The sequence below is a fragment of the Bradyrhizobium genosp. L genome (assembly GCF_015624485.1).
GTDB lineage: Bacteria > Pseudomonadota > Alphaproteobacteria > Rhizobiales > Xanthobacteraceae > Bradyrhizobium.
The window spans coordinates 777,476-803,088 of sequence record NZ_CP061378.1; the positions used below are offsets into that span (position 1 = coordinate 777,476).

Below are 25,613 nucleotides of genomic sequence, written 5' to 3' on the forward strand. Positions count from 1 at the left end.
ATCTCTCACTTCACCTTGTGCAGCAGCGCGACCAACTCTGCCTGCCGGTGCGTGCCGGTTTTCTGGAAGATCGCCTTGAGTTGATTGCGCGCGGTGGCGAGCGCGACGCCGGCCTCTTTCGCCGCATCTTCGATCGACGTGCCGCGGGCGAGCCGCGTCGCGAGGCGTGCCTGCGCCGGCGTGAGCTCGAAGGTGGCTGATAGCAACGCCTGGTCGAACGCAGCGCTGCCTTCGAGGTCGCGGATCAGCAGGATCGCGCGGGCGCCAAGGAAGGGCGAACGCGCCGCCGGCGGTACCGGTTGCATCTGGATCACGATCGGCCGCTTGTCGATCCTGCGCACCACGATTGGCGCCGTCGGCAATGGCAGCAAGTCCGAGGTGTGCTCAAGCTGATCGATCAGCCTGGTCAGATCGGCATTACCCTGGCGATCGCGCAACGCAAGGCGATTGTTGCGGATCGCGAGGTCAGGGCCGAGGCAGGCCTCGGCCTGAACGTTCATGCCGATCACGGCGCCGAAGCGGCCGACTGCGATGGCGGCGACCTGGATTAGATCGAGCGCGCTGGAGATGCCCGACAGCGCGGAGCGGCCGACCACGGTGGACAATGTCGCGGCCTCGGTGAGCCGCGCCGGCAGCCGTGACAGCGCCTTGACCTCGTCGGCATCGAACATGCCTTCCTGCGGCGAACGCTGGATGGTCAGTCCCCACAGCGCCGGACCGGCGCGGAAACCGACCGCTGCAAACCATTTCAGCCCGAACTCGCCGAGACTGGCATAGAGCGGGTCGCGCAGCATCTCGGCCTCGGACTCGAACAGGTCCGCGTCGGTGATGACGTCGACGCCGGCGAGCATCAACGGCACGCCGCGCGCCGCGCGGATGTCGGTGAGATGCAGATTGCTGGCGAAGTAGGTATTCGTGAAGAAGTCGGTGATCGAGTCGGTGCGCGGAATGTCCTCGGTGCGGACATCGCTCTGGAGCATCGCGGCGCCGGTTGCGCCGACCGCAGCACTGAGCTCGGCCATGAAGGCCGGCCAGCCCGCTGGATCGAGCACCAAGTCGCCGAGACGCGCGGTCACATCGTCAAGTCTGCGCAGATCGATCAACCGCTTTCACTCCGCCCGATGCAAGAACCCATGGTTTCGCGAGACGAAACTTGCCGCCTCACTTGCGCCCGCTACCGTGCATAAGACAGCCAAAGCCGGCCGGCTTGCGCAAGTTAAATTGACGACACCAGTTAAGGCCGCCTGTGTAAGCCTTTGCAATCCCGGCAAAACCCGGTCAGTCCGCCGCGTGCAGTTCCCGATGGCGGTCTTGCTCGGCCAGCGCCACGCGGCAGAAGCCGGCAGCGACCGCGATCACCTCCTCGACGGGGTGCGGATATTGCTTCGACACCCAGCGCCGCGCGATCGAGATCACCGCGCCGACCATGCCGACCGGGAGCAGGGCGGAGGCGGCTTTCCCACTGCGCTTCGGATCGATCGCCGGCGGCACCAGGAGATCGCCGAAGGTGCGCAGCGCGTCGAGCACGACCGCATCGACGGCCGGGCTGATGCCGGAGATCTCCAGCAGGAACACCCGCGCGGGCTTGGGATGCTCCTTGAGCCGCGTGAAATAGAGCGTGAGCGCCGCGCGCAATTTCGCCTCGGGATCGTCGCCCGCGGCGGCAACGGCCGCCGCCATGTCCGCGTAGAGATGGCCGACGACATGGCCGTAGGCGGCGATCAGCAGCGCCTCGCCATTGGCGAAGGATTCATAGAAATAGCGCTCGGTGAGCACCGCAGTTTCGCAAATCGCCTTCACGGTGGCGCCGCGATAGCCGACCTCGCCATAGACCGAGACGGCCGCGTCGATCAGCTTGAGCCGCCGCTCGGCACGGCGTTCCTCGGCGTCCATCCCGCCATAGACGCGGGCTTTGCGGCTGTTTGCCATGAAAGTGTATTGACATGAGGTATTGTCAGATGTCAAGTTATCTGACAACAGATGTTGTCAAATAGGACTTCACACAGAGAGCCCGGGGGAGGGCAACGCATGTCCACTCATTTCGACGTGTTGATCGTGGGCGCGGGCCTGTCCGGCATCGGTGCCGGCTATCATCTGCAGACCAACTGCCCGGACCGCAGCTACGCGATCCTCGAAGGCCGCGACTGCATCGGCGGCACCTGGGACCTGTTCCGCTATCCCGGCATCCGTTCCGATTCCGACATGTACACCCTCGGCTATTCGTTTCGACCGTGGACCGAGCCGAAGGCGATCGCCGACGGGCCGTCGATCCTGAACTATGTGCGGGAGACGGCGCGGGCCTACGGCATCGACCAGAAGATCCGCTTCAACCACCGCGTGGTGCGCGCCGACTGGTCGTCGGCCGATGCGCAATGGACCGTCGAGGTCGAGCGCGGCGCGGAGAAGACGATCGAGCGCTTCACCTGCAATTTCCTGTTCATGTGCAGCGGCTATTACAAATACGAGCACGGCTACACCCCGGATTTCCCCGGCCTCGCCGATTTCGCCGGCCGCGTCGTCCATCCGCAGCAATGGACCGACGATATCGATTATGCCGGCAAGAAGGTGGTGGTGATCGGCAGCGGCGCGACCGCGGTGACGCTGGTGCCGGAGATGGCCAAGACGGCCGACCATGTCACGATGCTGCAGCGTTCGCCGACCTATGTCGTCGCCCGTCCCGACACCGACAAGGTCGCCGACTGGCTGCGGGCTCGGCTGCCCGCAAAACTCGCTTACGGCATCACGCGCTGGAAGAACGTGGGGTTCGGCATGTTCTTCTACCGGCTCTGCAAGAAGAATCCCGAGCGCGTGAAGCGGCTGATCCGCCGCGGCGTGCGCCATGCGCTGGGTGACGACTATGACATCGCCACCCATTTCACGCCGCGCTACAATCCGTGGGACCAGCGGCTCTGCCTGGTGCCGAACGGCGACCTGTTCACGTCGATCAAGAGCGGAAAATCGACCGTCGTCACCGATCAGATCGAGACGTTCACCAAGCACGGCATCAAGCTCAAATCCGGCGACACGCTCGATGCCGATGTCGTGGTGACGGCGACCGGTCTCGATCTGCAGGTGCTGGGCGGGCTCGCGATCAGTGTCGACGGCGCCAGCGTCGATCTGTCGAAGAGCATGAACTACAAGGGGCTGATGTGCAGCGGCGTGCCGAATCTCGCGGCCGCCTTCGGCTACACCAACGCGTCCTGGACGCTGAAATGCGACCTGACCTGCGAATATGTCTGCCGGCTGCTCAACTACATGAAGGCCAAGGGCTATGCGCAAGTCACGCCGCGGCGCAACGATCCGACTGTGACGGAAATGCCGTGGGTCGATTTCTCCTCCGGCTACATCCAGCGCGCCGTCGACAGGTTCCCCAAGCAGGGCTCGCGCCGGCCGTGGCGGCTCTACCAGAACTACGCGCTCGACCTGATCACGCTGCGCTTCGGCTCGTTGACCGACGAGGCGTTGGAATATCTGCCGCCGCGGCGGGCTGCGACGGTGGGATCGGCCGCCGGCCCGGCGCGCCAGGTGGCATAGCGGCGAAGGTTCGACGCCGCACAACTTCGCGCGCCTGACGCTGCCGCGGGCTGGCGATCAGCCGGCGTCTCTGCTATGGGATGGCACGCCTGCGCGTCGCGTGGGTTCGCGGTCCCGTAGCTCAGCCGGATAGAGCGACGGTTTCCTAAACCGTAGGTCGGAAGTTCGAGTCTTCCCGGGATCGCCAGCGCTCGCGAGGCGCTTGATACGGTCAAGTCAGCGACTGCAGGTGTGTCCTGTCCGAGCAAAGCGTCCCCCAATTCGCAGCCTCCATCCATCCGACCCTCGACGTAGGCGGTCTCGTTCCGTCCATGCGCCAACACGAGAACTTCCAAGAATGACGACCCTCGACAACATGTCTGCGGTGGCCCCGGTGGGCTATCGGCTCCGCCTGCCCGGCCCGACGGAGGTGCCCGAGCGGGTTCGCCAGGCGATGGCGCGGGTGGTGGTCAATCATCGCGGACCGGAGTGCAAGGCGGCGATCGGCCAGGCGCAGGAGATGATCCGGCCGGTGCTCGGCACGGCCAATCCGGTGCTGTTCTTTGCCAGCTCCGGCACCGGCCTGATGGAGGCGGCGCTGGTCAACGTCGCGGGACCGGGCTGTCGTATTCTCGTCGTCGAGCACGGTCAGTTCGGCGAGCGCTTCACGTCGATCGCGCGGGCGATGCGGATCGAGGTCGATACGGTCGCGGTCGAGTGGGGCCGGGCGATCGACATCGCGGCGGTCGAGGCCAGGCTGCGCGAGGTCGACTACCGGGCGGTCGTCGTGGTGCATAACGAAAGCTCGACCGGCATCATCGCGGATCTTGCGGCGCTCGGCGCGCTCGTTCGCGAGCGGCCGACCTTGCTGATCGCCGATTCCGTCAGCGGCCTCGGCGGTGTCGAGATGCGCCAGGACGAATGGGGCGTCGATATCGTGGTGTCGGCTTCGCAGAAGGCGTTGATGTGCCCGCCCGGTCTCGCGCTTGCCAGCGTCAGTCCGAAGGCCTGGCGCGTCATCGGCCAGGACGATGGCCGCGCGGTGTTCTACTGGGATTTCCGCCGCGCCCTGAAATCGGCCGAGCAGAACGAGACCGCCTTCACGGCGCCGGTCAGTCACATCTACGGTCTGCGCGAGGCGCTCGCGATGATCCACGAGGAAGGGCTGCCAGCCGTGCTGGCACGGCACGCGCGTCTTTCAAGCGCTCTGCGGACCGGCGGCGCTGCGTTAGGCCTCGCGGATTTCTGCGCCGAAGGACCGCGGTCCAACACGGTGGTCGTGTTCCAGGTGCCGAAGGGCCTGGAAGGCAGCACCATCGTGCGCCGCCTCTATCAGGATCATCGCACCGTCATCGCGGGTGCCCGCAACCGCCTCTCCGGACGCGTCATCCGGTTCGGCACGATGGGGACCTTCGATGCCGGCACCATCCTGACCGATCTCTTGCATCTTGAAGACACGCTGGCCAAGCTCGGTCATCCGGTCGTGCCCGGTGCCGGCCTCAAAGCTGCAACGGAGCACCTTGCCGCGACGGCGTGACCGACAACGAAATCGAGGGGCGAACCACGATGCGACTGGCCGTCAAACTTCTCACCCGGGCGCTTGTCCTGGCGGTCGCCCTCGTTACGGCGGGTATCGCCAGCGCCCAGCAGAGCGTCGTGCTCTACTCCGCCAATGATGACACCGTGAACAAGCTGGTAGCCGACGGCTTTGCCAAGGCCACCGGCATCCGGGTCGACGTCGTCTCGACCGGCTCGGGCGTGCTCGCCCGGCGGATCGCGTCCGAGGCGGCCAATCCGCAGGGCGACGTCATCTGGGGCGTCAGCGCAACGCTGTTGCGGCTGATGAGCCCGCATTTGCAGGCCTATCCGGTGCAGGGGCGCGAGGCGGTGCCGGCAGAGTTTCGCGATCCCGGGGATCTCTGGATCGGCACCAATATCCAGGTCGTCGTGATCGGCCAGAACACCAAGTCGATCGAAAAGAGCGCCGGCCCGAAATCCTGGGCCGATCTGATCGATCCTAAATGGAAGGGCAAGCTTGCCTTCACCGATCCGGCGAATTCCGGCTTCTCCTACGGCGCGGCGACGACGCTGCTCGCGCTCTGGGGCGACAACGATGCGGCCTGGACCAGGATCGGCACGCTGCTAGCGAACGCGAAAGTCCTGAATCGCTCGACGCAGGTGTTCGACGGCAATGGCAGCGGCGAATACCCGCTCGGCATCGCACTGGAGTACGCCGGTCTGCTGTGGGCGCACAATGGCGCCCCCGTCATCGCCGTCTATCCGTCCGAAGGCACGCATGGCTTCGTCGAGGGCGCGGCCGTGCTCAAGGGCGGCCCCAATGCCGACAACGCCAGGAAGCTGGTCGACTATCTGGCCAGCAAGGAGACGCAGGAAATGCTGCTGAAGGCGACGTTCCGCCGGCCGGCGCGGCAGGACATCGATCTCGCCGCTATCGCGCCCGACATGCCTCCGCTCTCGTCCATCAAGCTGCTGCCCTATGACGACGCCAAATGGGATGCGGTGCGGCGCGACACCCTCGCGAAGTTGAAGACCACGATCCAGAACACGCGCTGATCCCATGAGCACGATCCGGATCGAGCATCTGGTCCGCAGCTTCGGTGGGGTGCGGGCGGTCGACGATATCTCGTTGTCGGTGCGCCATGGCGAGCTGTTCACGCTGCTCGGCCCTTCCGGTTGCGGCAAGACCACGCTGTTGCGTATGATCGCCGGCTTCACCGACGTCGAAGCGGGCAGCATTTCCTTCGACGATCGCCGGATCGATCGCCTGCCTGCGCATCGGCGCGACACCGGCATGGTGTTCCAGAACTATGCGATCTTCCCCAACCATACCGTCGCGGAGAACGTCGCCTACGGCCTCAAGGCCCGCAAGGTGGCGCATCAGGAGATCGGTCCGCGCGTCGAGAAAGCGCTGGAGCGGGTCCGCCTCGCCGGCTACGGCACGCGCGCGCCGCATCAGCTCTCCGGCGGCCAGCTCCAGCGCGTCGCCATCGCCCGCGCGCTGGTCATCGAGCCGGCGGTGCTGCTGTTCGACGAGCCGCTGTCGAATCTCGATGCGCAGCTGCGTGTCGAGATGCGGATCGAAATCCGCCAGTTGCAGCAGGCGCTCGGGCTGACGACCATCTACGTCACGCACGACCAGGAGGAGGCGCTTGCGATCTCAGACCGCATCGCCGTGCTGCGTGGCGGCAAGGTCGAGCAGATCGACACGCCGGAACGGATCTATCGCGCGCCACAAACGGCGTTCGTGGCCGAATTCCTCGGCTCGACCAACATGCTGTCAGGCATCGCCGGCGCTTTCGACGGATCGAGCACCAGGGTGGCCGCGGCCGGGACCGAACTCGCGGTGCGCGGCGAGGTGGCACGACCGGGCGCGCCGGTCATGCTGTCGGTCCGTCCCGAGGCGCTACGCCTCCATGGCGGCGACGACGCGCCGACGCTGCAGGCCAAGCTTGTGCTGCGGGAGTTTCTTGGCCCGGTGCAGCGGCTGCATGCCAGCCTCCCCGACGGCACCCAAATCCGGATCGCAGCCCTCGGCGGCCAGGCGTTCGATCTCGCGCCCGGCGCGCCGCTGACGCTGGCCTACGACCCGGCTCAGATCACGGCATTCCCCGCGCCATGAAAGGCTTCGCCACCACGGTCATCCTGGCGGCGCTGGTCTTCCTCGCCGTCTTCCTGCTCTATCCGCTGGCGCTGGTGCTCGACGCAAGCCTGCGGACCGATGGCACGGGAGGTCTGACGCTTGCGAACTACACCGCGATCCTCAAAAGCGGGTATTACCTCGGCAGCATCGGCAACAGCCTGATCGCAGCCGCGCTCGCGACCGTGTTCGCCTGCGCCATCGGCATCCCGCTTGCCTTCTGCCTCGCCCGCGTCGAGATGCCCGGCCGCGCGCTGCTGCTGACGCTCGCCTCGCTGCCGCTGGTGCTGCCGTCTTTCGTCAGCGCCTATGCGCTGGTGCTGCTGTTCGGCCATGCCGGCGTGATCACGACGGCGCTGCGTGCAATCGGCATCCCGATCGGCTCGATCTATGGACTGCCAGGCATCGTCGCGGTGTTCACGCTGACGCTGTATCCCTATGTCGTGATGCCGGTACTGGCCGGCTTCCAGGCCGTCGACGCCTCGATGGAGGAGGCGGCCTGCAATCTCGGCGGATCGCGCGCCTACGTGTTCCGCACGGTGCTGTTGCCGATCGTGATGCCGGCGATCCTGGCCGGCGGGCTGCTCGTCTTCATCGAGGCGCTGGAGAATTTCGGCGTGCCCGCCGTGCTTGCCGAGGACCGGCCGTTCCTCGCCGTCGACATCTTCAAGCTGTTCGCCGGCGAGGCCGACGCCAACCCGGCGGCTGCCGGTGCGCTCAGCGTTCTCCTCATCGTCTGCACGGCGGTGGCGCTGCTGGTGCAGCGCCATTATCTCGGCAAGCGCCGCTTTGCGACCGGTGCCCGCAGCGCGCCCGCGACGCTGCCGCTGTCGCCGGGCTTGCGGCTCGTGGCTGTTGTCACCAGCTGGGGCATCGTGATCGCGTCGCTGCTGCCGTTCGCGGCCGTGCTGATGATTTCGTTGCTGCGCTTCAGGGGACCGGTCCTGACCTGGGAGATCGGGATCGGCAACTATGCGGCGCTGCTGTCGGGGTCGCTGCGACCGCTGCTCAACACCATCACGCTCGCCACCATCGCGGCCTTCGTCACCATGCTGATCGGGGCGCCGATCGGCTATGTCGTGACCCGCCACCGCTCGCGCCTTGCAGGGCTGCTCGACTTCGTCGGCATGGTGCCTTTCGCGGTCTCCGGCACCATCTTTGCGATCGGGCTCATCATCGCCTTCAACAGCGGCCCGCTGGTGCTGACCGGCGGCGGGCTGATCCTCGTGGTCGCCTATGTCGTGCGCAAGCTGCCTTTCGCGATCCGTTCGGCGTCGGCGATCGTGCATCAGCTCGATCCGTCGCTCGAGGAGGCCTCGATCAATCTCGGGGTGTCGCCAAGTCGGACGTTCGCGACCCTGACGGTCCCTCTGATGGCGAGCGGCCTGGTCGGCGGCCTTGTGCTGGTCTGGATTTCGGCGGCATCCGAGCTCTCCTCCACCATCGTGCTCTATTCGAGCCGTTGGGAGACCACGACCGTGGTGATGTACCATGCCATCGAAGGGACCGGTGCAGGGCTGGCCGCGGCGGCTGCGGCGGTGCTGATCATCGTGACGGCGATCCCGCTGCTACTGGTCAACCGGCGCCTGCGCAGGCAGGGCGGCGCGATGACATGATGGGCCATGGCATGAAATCACCCGCACTTTGGCAGGATATCACCTTGTCCTGATCGGCCGGGATTCCGATGCTTCAACCTGAAGGGAGGCAATGTCCCCCGACGGAGGAAGCCGGATGCGCCAACTGAGCCCAGAGCAGACGCGGGAGATTCTCGCCGATGCAGCGTTCAAGGAGCTTGTCTCGGGACGCGCGCGGTTGCGATGGGGCCTGTCCATCGTGACTCTCGTGATGTTCTTCGGCTTCATCGCGCTGGTCTCGGCCGCGAAGTCTGCGCTCGGCGCGAGCATCGCGGGAAGCGCGCTGCCGCTCGGCTTTGCGCTGGCGCTCGCGATGGTCGCGGTGGTCATCCTGCTCACCGGCATCTACGTGCAGCGGTCGAATGCCCGCTTCGACGAACTCTCCCGCACCGTCAACCGGGAGCTCGGCCGATGATCGCCAGACTCCTGCTCGCCGCGCTCGGCGTGGCTTTTCCATTCGCTGCATTGGCACAAAATGCGCCGGCGTCTGGCGGGCGCGGGCCCGATTGGATCGCGATTGCGATGTTCGCCTTCATCGTCGCCATCACGCTCGTCATCACCTACCGTTCGGCCGGCAGCACGAAGTCGAAGGCCGGCTTCTACACGGCCGGCCACTCCATCACGCCGTTGCAGAACGGGTTGGCGACCGCCGGGGATTTCCTGTCGGCAGCGGCCTTCCTCGGCATCTCCGCGCTGGTTTACGCCAACGGCTTCGACGGCTTCCTTTACGCACTTGGCTTTCTGACCGGCTGGCCGATCGTGCTGTTCCTGATGTCGGAGCGGATGCGCAATCTCGGCAGCTACACCTTCGCCGATGCGGCAGCGTTCCGCCTCGACCGGACCTCGGTCCGGCTGGTCGCCGCGACTGGTAGTCTGGTCGTCGTGCTGTTCTATCTGATCGCGCAGCTGATAGGGGCCGGCAAGGTGATCCAGCTGCTGTTCGGCATCGACTACGTGCTCGCCGTGCTCGGCGTCGGCATCCTGATGATGCTCTATGTGATCGTCGGCGGCATGCAGGCGACCACCTGGGTGCAGATTTCGAAGGCGGTGCTGCTGCTCTGCGGCGGAACGCTGCTCGCAATTGCCGCGCTGTGGCATTTCGACTTCAGCCTCGGCAAGCTGCTCGATGCCGCAAGCCGCATCCATCCCAAGGGCGCGGCGATCCTGGTGCCCGGCGGCCTGTTCGCCGAACCGGTGTCCGCGATCTCGCTCGGTCTGGCGCTGGTGTTCGGCACCGCCGGGTTGCCGCACATCCTGATGCGGTTCTTCACCGTGAAGGACGCCGCGGCCGCGCGCAAATCGGTATTCTACGCGACGACCTGCGTGGCCTATTTCTGCTGGGTGATTCCGGTGCTGGGCTTTGCCGCCGCGGCGATCCTGATGGCCGATCCCAGCTACTTCAATGTCGCGTCATCCGGGCAGTTCAACAAGATCGCCGATCTGATCGGCGGACCGAACATGGCCTCGATCCATCTTGCGCACGCGATGGGCGGCCCGGTGCTGCTTGGCTTCATTTCCGCGGTGGCCTTCGCCACCATTCTGGCCGTGGTCGCCGGCCTGACGCTGGCCGGCGCCTCGGCCGTCAGCCATGACATCTACGGCCAGGTGCTGCGCGGCGGCAAGGCCTCGGAGGCGCGCGAGCTGCTGGTCTCGCGGATCGCTGCGGTCGCCATTGGCGTCATTGCGGTGCTGTTGGCGGATGCCTTCGAGAACCAGAACGTTGCTTTCATGGCGGGGCTCGCACTGTCGGTCGCCGCAAGCTGCAATTTTCCCGTATTGGTGATGGCGATGTTCTGGCGCGGCACCACCACGCGCGGCGCCGTCGCCGGAGGCCTCGTCGGCTTGGTTTCATCGGTCGTCCTGGTCGTGCTCAGCAAGACCGTATGGGTTGCCGTTCTCGGCTTTCCGTCGGCGTTATTCCCCTACGACAATCCTGCGCTATTCTCGATGCCGCTGGCCTTCCTGTTCGTGTGGCTGTTCTCGGTGACGGATCGCACGGCGCGGGCGGCGCGGGAACGCGAGGCGTTCGCAGCGCAGTTCATCCAGTCGGAGATCGGATCGGCTCTCGCGAGCGAGGCTCCGAGCCTCGCGGCGGCACATACGTAAGCGGAGAGTGGATAAAGCATGAGCGACCCGCATCAACTCGATGAGACGCACGACCCGGCACGGCAAAGCTTCGTCGAGACGGCGAACGGCAAGGACACCGATTTCCCGATCCAGAATCTGCCGCTCGGTATCTTCAGCACAGCGGCCGATCCGCAGCCGCGGATCGGCACCGCGATCGGGGACCGCATCTTCGACCTGAAGCGCGCGCTCGGGTCGGACGAACGTCTCGGCCAGCCGATTCGACAGGCCCTGCAAGACCCGACGCTCAACGCGCTGTTTGCGCTCGGACCAGCCGCCACGCGCGAGCTGCGCCGCCGCGCCGCCGACATGCTCGGGCAGGGCAGTGCGGCCAACGAGATCAGGCGCGCGCCTGATTTGCTGATGCCGATCGCGGATGCGACGCTGCATCGCCCGACCCATGTGTCGAACTACACGGATTTCTATGCCGGCATCTATCACGCGCAGGCGGCCGGCGCGCTGCTGACGCCGGAAAATCCGCTGCCGGCGAATTACAAATGGGTCCCGATCGCCTATCACGGCCGCGCGTCGTCCGTGCAGGTCGGGCGTGGTACGGTGCGACGGCCGCTCGGGCAGCGGCCGCCCGCGACAACTGGTGGCGCGCCAAGCTTCGGTCCCTGCGAACGGCTGGATTTCGAGCTCGAGATGGGATTCTACCTCGCCAACGGCAACCGGCTCGGCAAGCCTGTCCCGATCGCCGAGGCATCGCAGCAGATCATCGGCTTTTCGTTGCTGAACGACTGGTCGGCGCGCGACATCCAGCGCTGGGAGATGTTTCCGCTCGGGCCCTTCCTCAGCAAGAGCTTTGCCACGTCGGTGTCGCCCTGGGTCGTCACCTCACATGCGCTGGCGCCGTTCCGTGTCCCGGCGCTGGCGCGCCCGGCGACCGATCCGCGGCCGCTCGACTACCTCTTCGATACGATCGACCAGTCCCATGGCGGTCTCGACGTCGATCTCGAAGTGCTGCTCTCGACCGCGCGGATGCGTGCCGAGAAGCAGCCTGCCGCAGCGATTCTCACGTCCAACGCCAAGTATCTGTACTGGACGCCGGCGCAGATGGTGGCGCACCACTCCGCCAACGGCTGCAACCTGCAGCCGGGCGATCTGATCGGCACCGGCACAATTTCGGGGCCGCGCCCGGAACAGCTCTCGAGCATGCTCGAACTTACCGCCGCCGGATCGAAACCGGCCATGCTCCCCAATGGGGAAAGCCGCGGCTTCCTGCACGATGGCGACGAGATCACCTTCCGCGGCAAGTGCCGCAGGGACGGCTACGCAACGATCGGGTTCGGGGCATGCGTGGGCAGGATCGAGCCGACCGATGCGGTCATTGCCGGAAGCAGCCACGCTTGATGGAGGGCTGACATGGAATGTCAATCTCTGCTCTTGAGCACCTACCTGCCGGGATCCTCGCTCGATGCGGACGAGGTCCGCCTCGGTCAGCTTCTGGCGCTGGTCGCGGGATTGTCCCTGCTGCTGGTCGTGCGCCTGATGGTGATGCTGGTCGTCGCTCTTTAGCGCGGTCACGTCGCGCCTCTTGAGTGCTCCCGCTGCTCCGGATGACGGAAGTCCGACGGTGAGCGGTTGGTCCACTTCTTGAACGCCTTGCGAAAGCTGGTCGCGTCGGCAAAGCCGACGCGCTCGGCGACCTGATCGATACCCATATGGGTGTTCTCGAGCAGCTCGGTCGCGATCGACTGGCGGATTCCGTCGACGATCGACTGGTAGGAAAGCCCATCGTCCGACAGCCTGCGGTGAAAGGTGCGCAAGGAGAGACCGAGCTGGGACGCGATCTCGGGCGCGGCCGGAAATCGGTTGGGGCTGTTGAGGCACGCGGCGCGAATCCGCCTGACCAATTCGGATTCGCCGGGGCGCTCGGTGAGGACGACGTCGCAGAGCTGCTGGCAGATCTTGGCGGTGATCGGGTTTGCGTTGGGGCAGGGCAGATCGAGCACCTTGGCGTCGAAATGCCACTCCATCCGATCGGCGGCAAAGTCGATCGGACAGTTGAACATCCGCTCATAATTGCGCCAGTGCACCGGTGCCGGGAACGGAAAGATCATCCGCTTGGTCGGGAACGGCGATTCCAGCACGCGGCTGAACACCGCGGTCATCGAGCTGCGCCAGAATTCCGCGGCGAACGGCAACAGCTCGCCGAGCGGATCAAGCCCGTGGCTGCGCAGGATCGCGGTGGTGCCGTGCTCGATCCGGAAGCTGATCTGCCGCACCGCGGGTCCCGCCATGGTGATATGATCGAGCGAGAACAGCAGCGCCTCGCCGAAGGTCCGGCTCGACACCAGCGCATAGCCGTAGATGCCGTAATCGCTGATGCGCTGCCGCGCGCCGGCAAGCAGCGCGATGTCGGAGCGCTTCGCCAGCCGCATGGCGTTGCGATAGATCGACAGCCGCTGGCGATGCGAGATGCGGGCATGCGGATCCTCGAGCTGCGTGGCATCGAGGCCGGTCCGCGCAAACAGTTCGCGGACCGAGACGCCCTGCGAGGCCAGCTCAGCCGCCAGCGCGCCGAGGCCGAGCAGGCTCTGCGTCGGCGCATCGGGATCGCTCGAGATCGGCATCACGATCTTGATCGGCTTCATGACACGTCCTCCCCGTTCGGCTGGCACAGATTGACAGGCCGATCCGCGGCTCTTCCGGCCGGTTGGCAATTTTCGACATCATAAATGGCAGAGCTTGACGTTGTCACGCTTGTTATGACGCGCGACATTCAAACCATCGAGACAAGCGGAGCCTTGCCAGAGCAGGCCCGCGACGAGGAAACGCCTGTCCGCCGCGATGCCGCATCTCAAGCGGCTGCCGGCTTTTGATCGAGCGAGGGAACCGGATGACGACAGTTACGCACGAGATGGATGGCAAGGTCGGCGTGGTCACGCTGGCGAAGCCGCCACACAATCTGCTCGACGACGCGCTCATCAATGGCTTGATCGCCGCCTACAACGCGGTGGTCAAAGCCGGCTGCCGCGCCATCCTGTTGCGTAGCGCGATGCGGCATTTCTGCGCCGGCGCCGAGATGGCCTCCTGGGGAACCGGCACGATCATCCACACCGATCAGGCCAAGCTGGAGGCGGTCTGGCGCAGCCTCGAGGACGTGCCGGTCCCGACGGTTGCGGCCGTCAACGGCGGTGCGCTCGGCGGCGGGCTCGAACTGGCGCTGACCTGCGACATGATCATCGCGGCGAACACCGCGTTCCTCGGCCAGGTCGAGGTCGCGGTCGGCTTGCTGCCCCTGCTCGGCGGCACCCAGCGCATCGCCCAGCGCGCCGGCATCGCGCGCGCCAAGGAGATCGCAATGCTCGGCCGCCGTCACACCCCTGAGGCGTTCGAACGCTGGAACATCATCAATCTCGTCGTCCCGGAGGCCGAGCTGGGCGCGGCGTCGATGACCATGGCCCGGCAGCTCGCCGCCGGTCCGACCAAAGTGATCATGGGCGTCAAGATGCAGGCCAACCTCGAGGCGCGCGGCGGCATCGCCGCGGCGGACGCGCGGCAGGTCGAGATCAACGACATGATCTGGCAGGCCAAGGATCGCCAGCGCGGCGCCGACGCCTTCTTTGCCGGCGGTCCCGCAACCGCCGTTTACGAGGGAGATTGACGATGTCGGCAGCACCCCTGCAAGGACTGCGTGTCGTCGATTTCACCCGCGTGCTGGCCGGTCCGCACTGCACCAAGGCGCTGCGCGACCTCGGCGCCGAGGTGACGAAGATCGAGCCGCCGGCCGGCGATATCGGCCGCGCCGGCCTGCCCAACGTCAACGGCATCGGCCTCTATTTCGTGCAGCAGAACGCCGGCAAGCGGAATCTCAGCATCGATCTGAACTACGCCGAGGCGCGCGAGATCGTCACCCTTCTGTGCCGCGACGCCGACGTCATCGTCGAGAATTTCCGGCCGGGCACGCTGGCGCGGTTCGGCTTCAGCTATGAGGATGTCAAAGCGTTCAATCCCGGCATCATCTACGTGTCGCTCAGCGGCTACGGGCAGTCGACGTCCTGGCGCAATCGTCCGGCGTTCGCGCCGACGGTGCAGGCCGAGACCGGACTGACCTCGATCGTGCAGGATCATTTCGGCGAGGCGCTGTCCGAGCCGCGCGGCGATTCATGCAGCCATGCCGACATTTATACCGGGCTGCAAGGCGTGATCGCCGTGCTTGCCGCGCTCCAGCATCGTAACCGCACGGGCGAGGGCCAGCATGTCGACGTCTCGATGGCGGCGACCATGCTGTCGGTCAACGAACGTGCCGGCGCGATGCTGTCCGACATCGACAATGACGGCGAGCCGATCGCGCTCTCGGCCAACGAATCCCATATCTTCGAAATGGCCGACGGCAGCCGCCTGACGATCGCGGCGAGCCCGATCTATTCGCCGATGTTCACGCGCTATTGCGCGATGATGCGGCGGAGCGATCTGCTCGGCGATCCGCGCTACGCCACCGCGAAGCTGCGCCGGCAGAATCTCGCATCGCTGCTCGTCGAAATTCGCGCCTGGCTCACGACGTTCGAGAATCTCGAGCAGCTCCAGGCGCAGGTCAGCGAAGCCGGGCTCGCGGTCGGCCGCGTGCGAACCGTCAACGAGTTCGCGGCCTCCGAGTGGGTCAAAGAGTGGAACGCGGTGGTCGAGGTCGACGATCGCGCCGGCGGCACGGTGCGCATGCCGGGCAATCCCTGGATCTTCAGCCATTCGGAACTGCCATCTCCGGGCGCGCCGGCCTATCAGGGCGAGCACAATGAGGACATCCTCGGCCAGCTCGACGTTTCGTCCGACACGGTGAGGGATTTGCAGCAGCGCAACATCCTGCTCAGTCGGCGGTAAGGGATGGTGCGGTCTTCGGGATGCTAGTCGGCGGCGGTGACAAGGGCGGTATCGCCATGTCATAACGCCTCGCATGCCGAAGCCTCCTCCTCCCGCCAACCGTGGCTCCCCTCCATCACCGGCTCTGCAACGTGCCGCGCTCGCGCTGCAGATGGGGCAGGTCGCCGAGGCCGAACGGCTCGCGGCCGAAGTTCTGAAGGCGAGCCGGACCGATGTCGCGGCGGCCTCGATCCTGGCGCGGGCGCTGATGGCGCAGAACCGTGGCGCGGAGGCGATCGCGCCGCTGGAGCGGATCGCGCGCCGCGTCGAGGACGGCGGCGTCGACACCCTGCTCGGTGCGGCGCTCGGCGGCGCCGGCCGCCGCAACGAGGCGATCGAGCTGCTGCGGCGGACCACGGCTCGCCGCCCGCCGTTCTTTCCGGCATTTCAGGAGCTGGCAGGCCAACTCGCGGCAGCGAACTGCGTCGACGACGCCGTCGCCGTGATCGAGGGTGCGCTTGTGCTGGCGCCCGGCGCCGTCGAGCTGCAGCTCAGCCTCGCGCGCCTGCTGCTGCAACGCCATGACCGCAGCCGGGCCCGCGCGATCCTCGAAGCGGCGCACGCCACAGCGCCCGGGCATCCCGAGATCATGACGACGCTTGCGCGGGTGCGGCTGCTCGACGGCGAGTATGCCGCGGCAGCTACGCTCTACCGCCATGTGCTGGCGCAGCGTCCCGATGATGCCATGATGCGCGCCGATTTCTCGGTGTGCCTGCTGGAGATGGGCGACCGCGCGGCAGCCGAGGCCAATCTGCGCCAGGTGACGCGCGCCCGGCCGCAACTGATCGGCCGCGCCACCCACGCACTGGTGCATTCATCGCACGGCCGCTTCTTCTTCCGCCCGAGCACGGCGGCGAAGTTCTTGAACGAGCCGGGCTAGCCGCAAGGCTAACCCCGACGTCGTGCCGGCCTTCGCCGGCACGACTCAATGGGCTACGTCCGGAATTGCCGGCGATAGAGTCCGGGTTCGCGGCCGATCCGTTTGGTCAGCTCCTGCGCCCGCAGCGTCTCCTCCGGCGTCATCGCGGCGGTCTCTACGGCCCAGCCCTCGCGCTTCACCGGAAAACACTGCGCGATCGGCGTGCCCTTCGGCAGCACGCCCTGGAAATTCGGGTCGTGCCAGCGCGCCGGGAAATGGATCCAGCTGTCGCGGAACAGATCGCAATCGACGACGCCGGTCAGCGTGGTGAACGGCAGGTCGAAGCGATTGACCGGATGGGTGAAGAACAGCGAGTAGCCCGGCGGCGTCTCGATGGTCCACAGATTGTGAAACTTGATCACGTAGCGATCGGGCTCGAACAGCGGCGAGCCCGTCATCTGGCTCTCGTCGTGGAAGCCGACCGGCGAGCGTGGGAATTCCAGCGTGCCGCTGACGGGAAGGTCGTTGTCCCAGGTCACCCCGCCGTTCTCGACCTTGAGGTCGCAGATCAGCGGCAGCAGGAAGCCCGACGTCATGGCGTCGACGAAAGGCGGACAGCGCTTGACGGTATCGATCTCGCGCATGTCGATGGTGCTGAAGGCCTGCGTCGGCATCGCCTTGAGCCAACCAGGCAGGCCGAGTGACGCCCGCACCGGCGGCGGGATCTTGCCTTCGAGCTCGGCCGGGCAGCGGAATTTGACGGTCATTGCTTCGCTGCTGTCGGACATCGCGCCCTCGCTTTTGGTTCGTTGCTATTGGAAGCGCGCTTGCGCCGGACGAGGCTGATCTAGCACGCGCAGGTGCTTACGAGAAAGCCGCACCATCGGATCCGCGGCGCGCGCCGCGCGGCCTCCATAAGCCATTGTTATCGCGGGGGATAAGGCGACCCTTAAATCCCGACCTGGGGCGTGCAAATCTTGCCATGAGGTGGCCTTTCGCGCGCTGCTCTGTGCACGACTCCGCGGATAGCCATTGGCTTTCGACACCAGCCCGGCGCATCATGCCCGGCGTCGGCGACGACAGAATTCTGGCAGGCAACGGAGGCAGCGATGGCCGAATCGAAAGTTGAGACCACGAACACCGCAGGCGCCACGCCGCCATCCGGCGAGAGCACGAGCAGCCCCAGCGAACTCGCGGTCGCCACCGTCCGTACCGTGCCGATCGAGCAGGCGCTGTCGCGCACCGAGCACGATCTGCTCGGTGAGGACGAGGTGCCGGCCAACGCGCTATGGGGCATCCACACCAAGCGCGCGGTGGTGAATTTTCCGATCACCGGCGTGCCGGTCGGCCATTTCCCGGAATTCGTCCGCGCGCTGGCGCTGGTCAAGCAGGCGGCGGCGCGCGCCAACAAGCGGCTCGGCTATCTCTCGCCCGAGAAAGCCGATGCGATCGACGCGGCCTGCACGCAGGTCGCGACCGACCGGGTCTATGCCGAATCCTTCGTGGTCGATGCGATCCAGGGCGGCGCCGGCACCTCGACCAACATGAATGCGAATGAAGTGATCGCCAATGTCGCGCTGCGGCTGATGGGCCGCAAGCCGGGCGACTATCACGCGCTGCATCCGAACGACGACGTCAACATGGCGCAGTCCACCAACGACGCCTATCCGACCGCGCTGCGGCTCGCGGTGATCTTCGCCACCCAGCCTTTGGTGCGCGCGCTGGACGATCTCGCCTATGCCTTCAAGGGCAAGGCGGTCGAGTTCGCCGACGTCCTGAAGATGGGCCGCACCCAGTTGCAGGATGCGGTGCCGATGACGCTCGGCCAGGAGTTCGATGCTTTCCACGCCACCGTGAAGGAGGACGTCGCCCGGTTGAACGAGATTTCCGGCCTGTTCCGCGAGGTCAATCTCGGCGCCACCGCCATCGGCACCGGCATCAATGCCGACCCGCGCTATGCCGCGCTCGCGGTCGAGGAATTGTCGCGCCTGTCGGGCCAGCCGATGATACTGGCCTCCAACCTGATCGAGGCGACCTCGGATCTCGGCGCCTTCGTGCTGTTCTCCGGCGTGTTGAAGCGCGTCGCGGTCAAGGTGTCGAAGATCTGCAACGATCTGCGGCTGTTGTCGTCGGGGCCGCGCACCGGCATCGGCGAGATCCGTCTGCCGGCGGTGCAGGCGGGCTCCTCGATCATGCCGGGCAAGGTCAATCCCGTCATCCCCGAGGTGGTCAACCAGGTCGCCTATCTCGTGATCGGCCACGATCTCACGGTGACGATGTGCGCCGAGGGCGGCCAGTTGCAGCTCAACGCGTTCGAGCCGACCATCGGCTATTGCGTGCTGAGCTCGCTGCGCATGCTGACCGCGGCGATCGATACGCTGACCAAGCGCTGCGTCGACGGCATCGAGGCCGACCGCGAGCGTGCCCGCAGCCTGGTGCAAGGCTCGATCGGCCTGATCACCGCGCTCGCGCCCACGCTCGGCTATGAGGCGAGCTCGCGGGTGGCGCGCCGCGCGCTGAAGGAGAACCGCTCGGTTGCCGACATCGTGCTGGAGGAGAAGCTGTTGACCGAGGCGCAGCTCAACGAGCTGCTCGAGCTCGAAGCCATGACCCGCCCGGCGCGGCGCCAGGGCTCGCCAGTGCCGAAAGGATAGGGCGTCGCAGGAGATCTCGCGCAGCGATCTGCCGCCAGAAAGCGACGGTCGCGGAAACGTGCGTTTAATCTGAGGTTGTTCCATGTGAGAATGCGCGCATTGCGCAACGAGGTTTTCATGGAACATCCGCTTCGCGTCGACGAGTTCGTCCCCGCCGAAGCACCGCCTGCCGCGGCCGGTGCCGAGAGCGTTGCGCCTGCGGCGAAGGCGGCCGCGACGGCGTTGCCGCCATTGCCGAACCTTGCGGCCAGCGACGTCCAGTTCCTGACACCGTCCGATCCGCACTATGCCGACTTTCTTCCCGCAGCCAACAAGCTCACGCAGCTTGCGCCGGCGCTGCGCGCGGTCTGCAAGACCGAACATGCGGTTGCCGTGATGGTGGACTGGGTCCGTGACAACGGCCTGAACTTCGCGACGCGCTGCGGCGGACACTCCTATGAGGGCTTTTCGCAATCCGCCGATGTCGTCATCGACGTGCGCGGGCTGAAGCAGATCACGGTCGACAAGGCATCGAACGTCGTCACCGCAGGCTCCGGCGTGTCGCTGTACGAGCTCTATTCGGCGCTGGCGGCGCAGGGGCTCGCGGTGCAGGCCGGCAGCTGCCCGACGGTCGGCATCTCCGGTCACCTGACCGGCGGCGGCCATGGCCTGCTGGCCCGTTCGCACGGGCTGACTTGCGACGGCCTGCAGCAGGCGACGCTGATCGACGCGCAGGCAAGGACGTTGCACGCCAATGCGACGTCGGAGCCGGACCTCTATTGGGCCTGCCGCGGCGGAGGCGGCGGCAGCTTCGGCATCGCCACGGAATTCAAGATCGGCGTCTTCCCGCTGAACAACGTCCTGGTGTTCGGCGTGACCTGGAAGCTGTCGCAGGCGCATGCCGCGCAATTGTTCGCGGCGTGGCAGAGCTGGGCGCCGAACGCGCCGTCCGACATCACCTCGATCATGAAGGTGGGGCCGCTGGGAAACGGCCTGGTCATGTTGCGCTGCATCGGCCAATCGGTCGGCAGCGAGGCCGCGTTGCGCAGCGAGCTCAAGCATCTGATCTCGCTGCAGACGCCGTCGTCGGCGCTGACGGTGCAGTCGCTGTCGTTCCTCAAGGCAGTGCTGCACTTTGCCGGGACGCTCAGCTACGAATCGGTCCTGATGAAGGCGAAGTCCGACTACGTGCTGACGCCGCTGGCGGCCAGCGGCATCGCTGCGATGATGGCGGCAGTGGCGCCGCTTCCATCAGGCGCGATCGCGCTGTTGTGCGACTCCTATGGCGGCAAGATTGCCGACATCGCCCCCGACGCGACCGCGTTTCCGCGTCGCGCCGGCACGCAGTTCTGCATCCAGTACTATGCGAGCTGGAGCCGTGCCGCCGACACCGCGACGCATCTGGCGCAGGTCGCGAAGGTCTACGCGGCGATGCGGCCCTATATGCCGGGCGCATCCTATGTCAATTACTGCGACCTCGACCTTGCCGATTACGCCACGGCCTATTGGGGCGACAACCTCGCCCGCCTGGTCGCAGTGAAGCAGCAATACGATCCCGACAATCTGTTCCACCACGCCCAGAGCGTGCCGCTGAGTGTGCCTGCGGTGTGAGACATGCTCACAGCGTCTTGATGAACTCGATCAGCGCGCGCCGCTCGTCCGGCTTCAGCTCCGGCCCGATCACGCCTTGGCCCTTCTCGTTGGAGAATTCGTGCCCGGTATTTCGATTGCCTTGCTTGGTGGTGTCGAGCAGGAAGCCGTTCTTGATGCTGACGTTGGTGACGTAGCCGAGATCCTTGGGATCGTATTCCCGGCTGCCGAGCCAGAACTGCGCCGGCCGTTCCTTCACGGGTGACAGCAACGCATAGATGCTCGGCACCGAGCCGTTGTGCAGATAGGGCGGCGTCGCCCAGATGCCGTTGAGCGGCCGCACCTTGTAGGCGAGCTTGGCCTGGATGTCGGGCGGCCGGTAGCCGTTGATCCGGTCGCGATCCGGGGTCGGGGTCTTGTTCTGGTCGTACCAAGAGTTGACGGTGTTCACGACCACATCACGCAGCGCGAATCCGAAGCTCTTGTCCTTGATCCCGAGATTGTCTGGTGTCTCGACCGTGCGCGATGCCAGGCCCTCGGCCTGCGCGGCATCGGTGCCGATATGGCTGATCGGAATCAGTTCGACGTCGAGCAGCATCTCGCCGGCGCTGTTCTTGGTCCACCGCTTGTCGTCCTGGAACAGCGCAAAGGCTTCGCCCGGGGGGCGGGCCTTGCTGTCGATCGCCGGGCCATGGCAACCCTGACAGTGGGTCACGTAGAGGTCGCCGCCTTTCTTCGCGAGGTCCATGTTGATCGGCGGCAGGATGTTGTCCGGCCATTTCGGCGACGCCAGGCCGCCAAAGCCCTTGTCCTTGCTGGGCGCGTCGCCGGCGATCATCCGCTCCATCTCATACAGCACGTCGATGCGCGAGCTCGACCTGAACAGGTCCCTGGACGGGTCGAGCAGGTTGAGCTCGGCGGACACGCCGAGCGACTCGCCGGCATTGCGCACCATCGGCTGCATGATCGAGCCGTCATACTGTACCCAGCTGAACCACGGCGCGTTCCAGATCCGCGGGAAGTGTACCGGCGCCGAGTGCGAGGCATAGTTGCTCGGATTGTTGAGGTCGATCGAGAACACCTGGTTGCCGATCCGGTTCAGCGCGTCGAGCCGGGCGTAGCCCTCCTCGACGCTGTTGGCCGCGACCTTGGTCTCCAGGTTGTTGATATTGGCGTACTGCTTCAGCACCAGGTCGAGCTGCCCGCGCAGCGCCATCTTCTCGTCGAGGCTCGAATCCTTGCCGAGGATCTCGTCGGCGAAGCGCGAGAAGCGGCCCGGCCAGAACCGGGTCAGCAACAGCGACAGGCCGACGCTCTTCTGGAACTCGAACAGATTGGTGTTGGCCGGCCCGCCGTCGATCACGATCTCGGTGCCGCGGTAGCTGAAGCTGCCGGTGTGGCAGGCCGCGCAGGTCAGCCCGATTCCGGTCATGTCGCTCTTGTCGTGCGGATTGCGCCAGGGGGCTCCGTTCGCATCCAGCATTGCGGTGCCATGCGCGAATCCGATCGGCAGCGGATCGGCCTTGCCGGGAATCACGGTGTCGGGGATGAAGCCGAAGCGGCCGAGATAGTTGGTGTCGCTGAGCCGTGGCGCGGCGCCGATCAGCGGCCAGATCGTCGGCTGCTCCAGCACCATGAACCATTCTTGGGGAATGCCGAACGTCCGGGTGCCCTGGTCGGCGTGGTAGAACCAGCGCAGTTGCTCGGCAGAGACCTTCTGGTCCAGCCACACGGTCTTGGCGGGTGGCTGGTAGTCGACCGCCTTGACGTTGAACCCTTCGGCGAGGAATTTCAGATCATCTTTGAAGTAGGCGAGGCCCGCGACAAGCACCAGTCCAATGAAGATGATCGTCTTGCGAGGCATGCCCGTCCCCCAGATTCGCGGTCACCGCGCGTCATATGGATGAGATGTTAAAAATCGCCAAAACATGTTCGCGCGGAGCGTGTGTCACGTTGCACGCCATCCTACAGTAGCGCCTTTCGCTCTAACAGTGAAAATATCGGTCGGCTGTGAAGCAGTTCACTTTCGGCAGCTCGGTCCGCGGCGGCATTTGCGCGCATCACGGCCGGACGCTAGAAATAGCCGGCAATTTTTCGCGGGGCAATTGCTTGAACGCCGCCGGCGCGCAACCTCTCACCATCACCATCTCGGACGACCGCGCGGTGTCCGCGCTGCTGCTGCGGCCGGCGCAGCCGCGTGCGGCCTATGCGTTCGCCCACGGCGCCGGCGCCGGCATGACGCATCCGTCGATGGCCGCCATCGCGGAAGGGCTCGCGGCGCGCGGCATCGCGACGCTGCGCTATCAGTTTCCCTATATGGAGCAGGGCAGCAAGCGGCCCGATCCGCCCGCCGTCGCACAGGCCGCGGTGCGCGCGGCCGTGGCCGAGGCCGCACGCCGTTGCGGCGATCTGCCGCTGTTCGCCGGCGGCAAATCCTTCGGCGGCCGCATGACCTCGCAGGCGCAGGCCAAGACGCCGCTTGCCGGCGTGCGCGGCCTGGCGTTCCTCGGCTTTCCGCTGCACGCCGCCGGCAAGCCGTCGAACGAGCGGGCGAGCCATCTCGCCGAGGTCAAGATCCCGATGCTGTTCCTGCAGGGCACTCGCGATGCGCTGGCCGAGTTCGATCTGCTCCAGCCGGTCGTCAAAGGGCTCGGGGCGCGCGCGACGCTGCATCCGGTGCAGGAGGCCGATCACTCCTTCCACGTGCTCAAGCGCTCCGGCCGCAACGATGCCGAGGTGATGACCGAGCTGCTGGATGCGTTCGCCGCGTGGGTGACGAAGCATTCGTAGCCGCATCCGCGCTACGATCCACCATAAATCCGATCGCGCAGCCGGCGCATGCCGGACAGCCAGCGGTCGCGGTTGGCGGCCTTGCGCTGCATGTAGTCCTGCACCTGCGGATGTGAGAGGATCAGGAAGCGCTCCTCGTCCATCGCCTCGAGCACCATCCGCGCGACGTCGCCCGGTTGCAGCACGCCGTCGACGCGGGCGGCGCTCGGACCCGGCGTCGTCATGCCGGTCTGCACCGATTGCGGACAGAGCACCGAGATGCGGATGCCGCGGTCGCCATACTGGATTGCGAGATGCTCGGCGAGCGCAACCGCGGCATTTTTCGTCACCCCGTAAGGCATCGAGTTCAGCGATGCCAGCAGCCCCGCGGCTGATGCGGTGTTGATGAGATAGCCGGAGCCGCGCGCGAGCATGCCGGGCACCAGCGCGCGCGCCGCGAACACGTGGCTCATCACATGCACCCGCCAACTGACGTCCCAGTCGGCATCGGACGCACTCTCCTGTCCCTTGCGCGACAGCCCGGCATTGGAGAAGAACACGTCGACCGGGCCGTATTTGTCCTCCGCTGCGGCGATCAGCGCCTTGATGTCCTCTTCCAGCCCGACATCTGCGGTCACCGCCAGGCCGTCGATATCGCCGGCAACGCTGGCGAGGCGGTCGCGCGAGGTCTTGAGGTCGGCAACGACGACGCCGCGCGCGCCGGCCTGTGCATAGGCCCGCGCCACCGCCTCGCCGATTCCGCTGGCGCCGCCGGTGACGACGCAGACCTTGTCCTTGACGTGCATGGTTGGATGTCCCTGCTTGTTGTCGTTGCGTGGAGTGTCAGCCCTGATCGAGCCCCTTGTCACGCGCCTTCTGGATCGCGAGCGCGGCCATCAGATCGAGCATCGGGGTGGCGAGGCCGGCGGCGCGGGCAAAGGCGGCCGGTGCGCGCACCAGCACGTCGATCTCCATGGCGCGGCCGAGCTCGTAATCCTGCAGGATCGACGGCTTGTGATCCGGCGCCGGCCCGGTGCGGGCGACGCGCTTGACCTCCGGGATGAAGTGCGTCGCAATCGCATTGGCCTCGTCGAGCAGCCGCGGGATCACCTCTTGCATCGCAGGATCGTCGCGCAGAGCGCGCGCCGTCAGCCCGGTCAGCAGGCACAGGACCGACATCGACATGTTGGTGAGCAGTTTCGACCAGATGGTCTCGCGGATTTCCTTGACGTCGAACGATTCGATCGCCGCTTCGTTCAGCGCGCCGCGCAGCCGCGCGATCCGCTCGCTGTCGCGGTCGTCGCATTCGCCGATCAAGAGCCGATTGCGCTCCGGCGTGAGGTTCGCCACCACGCCGGGCGCGACCACCTCGTTGGAGGAGAAGATCACGCCGCCGATGATCCGCTGCTTCGGCACCGCCGTGCGCAGCCGTCCGCCCGGATCGAGGAAGCCGAGATCGGGAATTTTGGGATGAGCCGCCGGCATGCCGAGATCATACCACCAGGGAATGCCGTTCTGTGCGAACACGATGGCGGTGCCATCATGCAGCAATGGCTTGAGCCCGTCTGCGAGCGCGCCGATGCCGGTCGCCTTCAGCGTGCTGATGACGACGTCCTGCGGCCCGAGTTCGGCCGGATCGGCCGATGCCTTGATCCGCGCGGTAAAAGCGGTGTCGCCGACCTTCAGCGTCAGCCCGTTGGCCTTGACCGCGTCGAGATGCGGCCCGCGCATCACGCAGGACACGTCGTGTCCGGCCCGCGCCAGCCGGACCGCGAAATGGCTGCCGACGGCGCCCGCGCCGAAGATGCAAATGCGCATGGATGGAACTGTCCCTCGAAGTTACGGCTTCAGTTTCCACAAGCGCGAGGCCGTGCGCAACCCGGTTACGCCACTGCGCAACCCGGTTGCGCCATTGCGCAACCGCTCATGCGCATGGCGCGGGCCGATGCGCTCGAAAGTGATGGAAGGAT

At 66.2% G+C, this 25,613-nt stretch carries 23 protein-coding genes and 1 tRNA gene; 17 read left to right on the plus strand and 7 right to left on the minus strand.

Translation table 11 applies throughout. From position 1 onward, the window contains the following. Window positions 1–5: 5 nt before the first annotated feature. Entirely contained in the window at window positions 6–1,103 is a 1,098-nt protein-coding gene (locus IC762_RS03570) for a helix-turn-helix transcriptional regulator (protein ID WP_195787279.1), read from the minus strand. Between the two features lie 175 nt (window positions 1,104–1,278). After that, a complete protein-coding gene (locus tag IC762_RS03575) occupies window positions 1,279–1,929 on the minus strand; it encodes a TetR/AcrR family transcriptional regulator (protein ID WP_195787280.1) in 651 nt (216 codons plus the stop codon). Between the two features lie 99 nt (window positions 1,930–2,028). Here IC762_RS03575 and IC762_RS03580 point away from each other — a divergent pair, with 99 nt between their 5' ends. The 10 genes from IC762_RS03580 to IC762_RS03625 all read left to right on the plus strand — a co-directional run bounded on the left by IC762_RS03580 (window position 2,029) and on the right by IC762_RS03625 (window position 12,447). Continuing rightward, window positions 2,029–3,534, plus strand: coding sequence for a flavin-containing monooxygenase (locus IC762_RS03580; protein ID WP_195787281.1), 1,506 nt, complete (start codon window positions 2,029–2,031; stop codon window positions 3,532–3,534). A gap of 110 nt (window positions 3,535–3,644) precedes the next feature. Next, window positions 3,645–3,721: transfer RNA gene (locus IC762_RS03585), tRNA-Arg, on the plus strand. Window positions 3,722–3,871: 150 nt separating this feature from the next. Further along, the gene (locus tag IC762_RS03590; protein ID WP_195787282.1) at window positions 3,872–5,050 is read left to right on the plus strand and encodes a pyridoxal-phosphate-dependent aminotransferase family protein; all 1,179 of its coding nucleotides are present in this window, start codon (window positions 3,872–3,874) and stop codon (window positions 5,048–5,050) included. Next, a complete protein-coding gene (locus IC762_RS03595) occupies window positions 5,047–6,087 on the plus strand; it encodes an extracellular solute-binding protein (protein ID WP_195787283.1) in 1,041 nt (346 codons plus the stop codon). Before IC762_RS03590 ends, IC762_RS03595 begins: the two co-directional genes overlap by 4 nt. Before the next feature lie 4 nt (window positions 6,088–6,091). Then, entirely contained in the window at window positions 6,092–7,153 is a 1,062-nt protein-coding gene (locus IC762_RS03600) for an ABC transporter ATP-binding protein (protein ID WP_195787284.1), read from the plus strand. Further along, window positions 7,150–8,787, plus strand: a complete 1,638-nt coding sequence (locus IC762_RS03605) for an ABC transporter permease (RefSeq protein ID WP_195787285.1) — start codon at window positions 7,150–7,152, stop codon at window positions 8,785–8,787. The genes IC762_RS03600 and IC762_RS03605 overlap by 4 nt, the downstream gene beginning before the upstream one ends. 115 nt (window positions 8,788–8,902) lie before the next feature. Further along, on the plus strand, window positions 8,903–9,220 hold the full coding sequence (locus IC762_RS03610; protein WP_195787286.1) for a DUF485 domain-containing protein: 318 nt from the start codon (window positions 8,903–8,905) through the stop codon (window positions 9,218–9,220). Beyond that, a complete protein-coding gene (actP, locus tag IC762_RS03615) occupies window positions 9,217–10,911 on the plus strand; it encodes a cation/acetate symporter ActP (protein WP_195787287.1) in 1,695 nt (564 codons plus the stop codon). The genes IC762_RS03610 and actP overlap by 4 nt, the downstream gene beginning before the upstream one ends. Window positions 10,912–10,929: 18 nt before the next feature. Further along, window positions 10,930–12,282, plus strand: coding sequence for a fumarylacetoacetase (gene fahA / locus IC762_RS03620; protein WP_195787288.1), 1,353 nt, complete (start codon window positions 10,930–10,932; stop codon window positions 12,280–12,282). Window positions 12,283–12,294: 12 nt separating this feature from the next. Further along, on the plus strand, window positions 12,295–12,447 hold the full coding sequence (locus IC762_RS03625) for a hypothetical protein (RefSeq protein WP_195787289.1): 153 nt from the start codon (window positions 12,295–12,297) through the stop codon (window positions 12,445–12,447). Window positions 12,448–12,452: 5 nt separating this feature from the next. On the opposite strand, the gene IC762_RS03630 is transcribed toward IC762_RS03625, so the two are convergent. Further along, on the minus strand, window positions 12,453–13,526 hold the full coding sequence (locus IC762_RS03630) for an AraC family transcriptional regulator (RefSeq protein ID WP_195787290.1): 1,074 nt from the start codon (window positions 13,524–13,526) through the stop codon (window positions 12,453–12,455). A gap of 84 nt (window positions 13,527–13,610) precedes the next feature. Between IC762_RS03630 and IC762_RS03635 the strand changes: the two genes are divergently transcribed. The 4 genes from IC762_RS03635 (at window position 13,611) to IC762_RS03650 (ending at window position 16,672) form a co-directional block, all read left to right on the plus strand. Beyond that, window positions 13,611–13,754, plus strand: coding sequence for a hypothetical protein (locus IC762_RS03635; protein WP_195787291.1), 144 nt, complete (start codon window positions 13,611–13,613; stop codon window positions 13,752–13,754). Between the two features lie 17 nt (window positions 13,755–13,771). After that, window positions 13,772–14,539, plus strand: coding sequence for an enoyl-CoA hydratase/isomerase family protein (locus tag IC762_RS03640; protein WP_195787292.1), 768 nt, complete (start codon window positions 13,772–13,774; stop codon window positions 14,537–14,539). 2 nt (window positions 14,540–14,541) lie between these two features. Then, a complete protein-coding gene (locus tag IC762_RS03645) occupies window positions 14,542–15,753 on the plus strand; it encodes a CaiB/BaiF CoA transferase family protein (RefSeq protein WP_195787293.1) in 1,212 nt (403 codons plus the stop codon). Between the two features lie 73 nt (window positions 15,754–15,826). After that, a complete protein-coding gene (locus tag IC762_RS03650) occupies window positions 15,827–16,672 on the plus strand; it encodes a tetratricopeptide repeat protein (RefSeq protein ID WP_195787294.1) in 846 nt (281 codons plus the stop codon). A 53-nt stretch (window positions 16,673–16,725) separates the two neighbouring features. On the opposite strand, the gene IC762_RS03655 is transcribed toward IC762_RS03650, so the two are convergent. After that, the gene (locus tag IC762_RS03655; protein WP_195787295.1) at window positions 16,726–17,439 is read right to left on the minus strand and encodes a hypothetical protein; all 714 of its coding nucleotides are present in this window, start codon (window positions 17,437–17,439) and stop codon (window positions 16,726–16,728) included. 321 nt (window positions 17,440–17,760) lie between these two features. Here IC762_RS03655 and IC762_RS03660 point away from each other — a divergent pair, with 321 nt between their 5' ends. After that, on the plus strand, window positions 17,761–19,305 hold the full coding sequence (locus tag IC762_RS03660; RefSeq protein WP_195787296.1) for an aspartate ammonia-lyase: 1,545 nt from the start codon (window positions 17,761–17,763) through the stop codon (window positions 19,303–19,305). A gap of 117 nt (window positions 19,306–19,422) precedes the next feature. After that, complete coding sequence (locus IC762_RS03665; protein ID WP_195787297.1) at window positions 19,423–20,895, plus strand: FAD-binding oxidoreductase; 1,473 nt, start codon at window positions 19,423–19,425, stop codon at window positions 20,893–20,895. A 7-nt stretch (window positions 20,896–20,902) separates the two neighbouring features. Here the strand turns inward: IC762_RS03665 and IC762_RS03670 are convergent, their stop codons facing one another. After that, window positions 20,903–22,738 carry a di-heme-cytochrome C peroxidase gene (locus IC762_RS03670; protein ID WP_195787298.1) on the minus strand — a complete coding sequence of 612 codons (1,836 nt, stop codon included), beginning with the start codon at window positions 22,736–22,738 and terminating at the stop codon, window positions 20,903–20,905. Between the two features lie 245 nt (window positions 22,739–22,983). Here IC762_RS03670 and IC762_RS03675 point away from each other — a divergent pair, with 245 nt between their 5' ends. Continuing rightward, window positions 22,984–23,664 (plus strand): alpha/beta hydrolase family protein, encoded by a 681-nt coding sequence (locus IC762_RS03675; protein ID WP_195787299.1) that lies wholly within the window; start codon window positions 22,984–22,986, stop codon window positions 23,662–23,664. An 11-nt stretch (window positions 23,665–23,675) separates the two neighbouring features. Here IC762_RS03675 and IC762_RS03680 read toward each other — a convergent pair whose 3' ends face one another. After that, window positions 23,676–24,449, minus strand: a complete 774-nt coding sequence (locus tag IC762_RS03680; RefSeq protein ID WP_195787300.1) for an SDR family oxidoreductase — start codon at window positions 24,447–24,449, stop codon at window positions 23,676–23,678. Window positions 24,450–24,486: 37 nt separating this feature from the next. Then, on the minus strand, window positions 24,487–25,461 hold the full coding sequence (locus tag IC762_RS03685; RefSeq protein WP_195787301.1) for a 2-dehydropantoate 2-reductase: 975 nt from the start codon (window positions 25,459–25,461) through the stop codon (window positions 24,487–24,489). Window positions 25,462–25,613 lie beyond the last annotated feature (152 nt).